Here is a 2,674-nt window from a genome sequence, read left to right as displayed (position 1 = left end):
TTAACGGGGCGCCTGAGATCAAAAGCAGATCAAGATCAAGAGCGGCTCGCTTCGCATCGTGGTTACGGTTAGGCGCTGCTGAGTTGCGTAGCTACCTATGCCCCGATGAGGCTGTGTCGTCACTGAATGTATCGACTGATACACCGCCATCGGGGGCAAGCCCCCTCCCACATTTGAGCCCAGGCTACACAGCCATCGCCCCCGCCCTGCCCGGCTCCACCACAAACGACTGCAACGTCGAGACCGTGGCTGCCGGGTCGCGTGGGTCGCTGATCACGCGAAAGTGCGTGAGCATCTTTCGCGCGTCCAATTCCACCGACACATAGCCACGCTGGCGACTGTCAAAAAACTTCACATGGGGATTGAGCGGCAGGATTTTCGTGAAGGCCTCATAGGGCGGGCCATCGGAGGTCACCGACGAGCCGACGAATTCAGTCGCCACAACCAGTGAGTCCGGGTCATTGGCATCGGCGTGCAGGTCCGTGGTCCAGAAAGAGTGGATATCCCCGCCCCAGAACACCGGGTTATTTACGCGGTTGCGCTGGATGGACGCCAGCATTCGCTTGCGGTTGGCCATATAGCCATCCCAGCCATCGGTCCAGCGGCCGACTTTGTGATGAGTCAGGTCACGCTGCATCAGCGGCGCCACCAACAAGTCCTGGGCGATCACATTCCACTGCGCCCGGGACTGGGCAAAGCCCTGGTCCAGCCAGGCCTCCTGCTGCCAGCCGAGCAAGGTGCGGGCGGGGTCACGCAAGTCGCTGCAGGGGGTGGTGACAATATGTCCTTGGTGGCTGCCATTGGCCGCGATGCAAGGCTGCTCGGAACGGTACTGGCGGCCGTCGAGCACATGGAAGCGCGCGAGCCGCCCATAGTCCAGGCGCCGGTAAATGCGCATGTCCGGGCCCTGCGGCCGGCTGCTCGCACGCAACGGCATATGTTCGTAGAACGCCTGGTAAGCCGCCGCCCGTTGCTGGAGAAACCGCGCCACGGGAATTTTCGGGTCCTGGGACCAGCGGTTGGCATAGTCGTTCTGCACTTCATGGTCGTCCCAGGTAGCCACGCTCGGCGCGGCGGCGTGCAGGGCCTGCAAATCGGGATCGGTCTTGTACAGCGCGTAGCGGTTGCGGTAGTCGCTCAAGCTCACCGCATTACCGCTGCCGTGGGCGCGAAACACTTTGCCGGAGTCCGCCGCGTAGGAGCTGTCGTAAATATAGTCACCGAGAAAAAACACCAGGTCGGGGCGCTCGGCAGCGAGATGACGGTAGGCACTGAAATACCCGCGCTCCCAATGCGAACAGGAGACGAACCCGAGCCGGGCGGACGCCATCTCATGCCGCGCAGGCGTGGTGCGTGCCTGACCAATCGGACTCTGCGCGCCAAGGCCCTCGAACTGATACCAGTACGGCCGGCCCGTCGCCAACCCCGCCACCTCGACATGTACCGAGTGGGCAAAATGCCCGGTCGCCATCACCTCGCCCTGTTGCACAATCCGCGTCATCGCCGCATCGCTGGCCACCCGCCAGCGCACCGGCACCGCACGCTGCAATCCACCGCGTCCGTCCTCGGCATTGAACAACGGCGCCAGGCGCGTCCATATCACAAAGCCATCCGGCAATGGGTCACCGGACGCTACGCCGAGGGTGAACGGATAATCCACCCCGGCACTGCGCGCAAACGGGCTGAGGATGGAAAACGCCGTAGCGATCGCCAGCCCGCCGAGTACCCGGCGTCGATCAGCGTCAACTGCGCTCTTCATGACCTGCGCTCGCGATCATCACACCCATTTTCAAGCACAGTAAATCTCTCGAATTGCGCCACGTCCCGCGCCTGCATGAGCACACTCGGGGTAAAGAAATGCGATAACAAACGACTCATGGGTAGGCGACTCTCGATATAAATTTTTCGAGCATGTACGTCCCGGATGTCAGTTTCGTTACGCCCAAAAACTGACGGGTAAGTTTTCTGAAAGCCCCGTCCTAGAGCTTTCAAATCGTCAATTAAAGTTAACCATTCGGTCATTTTTGCTTGCTCGCGTGTTGCCCCTAATTCAATAACGGGGTAACGGAATGAGAACCTGGGATGAACCCAAGAAGCGCAAGGCGCACATCGAACTGATCCCGATGATCGACGTGATGATGTTCCTCCTGGTGTTTTTCGTACTGGTGAGCTTGAACGTGATTCCGGCCCTGGGCATGAAGACTCAGTTGCCCAGCGCCAGCAGTTCACAGCAGCTCAAACCGCAGAACAAATTCATCCTCACCCTGGGCCTGGAAGGCCAGTTGCAACTGGACGGCAAGGATCTCTCGGTGGACGCGCTGGTGCCGGCGCTGAAGGCGGCGCAAAAGCCCGATACCCAGTCGACGATCATCGTCAACAGCGACAAAGGCGTAGAGGTTTCGCGCCTGGTGGAAGTGATGGACACCCTGCGCCTGGGTGGCTTCACCTCCGTGTCCATTGCCACGCGTAAGTCCTGATCATGTACCTGCTGTTTCGAGTACGTCAGTGGCTGGGCAGTGTCCCGGCCTTGGTCGCGCTGGTGCTGATTGCACTGGGTATCCAGTCCCAGACCTTGAAGGTCGAGCCGGTGTACGACGAGTCGGCGGTCGAGCTGGCGTTGGTCGAGCCGGAGCCGGAGGTGGTCCCGCAGCCTGTGGTGGAACAGGCGCCGCCA

2 protein-coding genes and 1 pseudogene are annotated in these 2,674 nt (G+C 60.8%); 2 read left to right on the top strand and 1 reads right to left on the bottom strand.

Translation table 11 applies throughout. From position 1 onward, the window contains the following. Nucleotides 1–184: 184 nt before the first annotated feature. Nucleotides 185–1,759, bottom strand: a complete 1,575-nt coding sequence (locus BFP90_RS10835; RefSeq protein ID WP_065896654.1) for an alkaline phosphatase D family protein — start codon at nucleotides 1,757–1,759, stop codon at nucleotides 185–187. 310 nt (nucleotides 1,760–2,069) lie between these two features. On the opposite strand from BFP90_RS10835, the gene BFP90_RS10830 reads away from it, so the two are divergent. Both BFP90_RS10830 and BFP90_RS10825 read left to right on the top strand, forming a co-directional pair. After that, nucleotides 2,070–2,477, top strand: coding sequence for an ExbD/TolR family protein (locus BFP90_RS10830; RefSeq protein WP_065893676.1), 408 nt, complete (start codon nucleotides 2,070–2,072; stop codon nucleotides 2,475–2,477). 2 nt (nucleotides 2,478–2,479) lie between these two features. Then, a pseudogene (locus BFP90_RS10825) lies at nucleotides 2,480–2,674 on the top strand (energy transducer TonB); the annotation flags it as partial.

The sequence above is a fragment of the Pseudomonas sp. 24 E 13 genome (assembly GCF_900004715.1).
GTDB lineage: Bacteria > Pseudomonadota > Gammaproteobacteria > Pseudomonadales > Pseudomonadaceae > Aquipseudomonas > Aquipseudomonas orientalis_A.
This window is presented reverse-complemented; position numbering and strand designations above follow the sequence as displayed.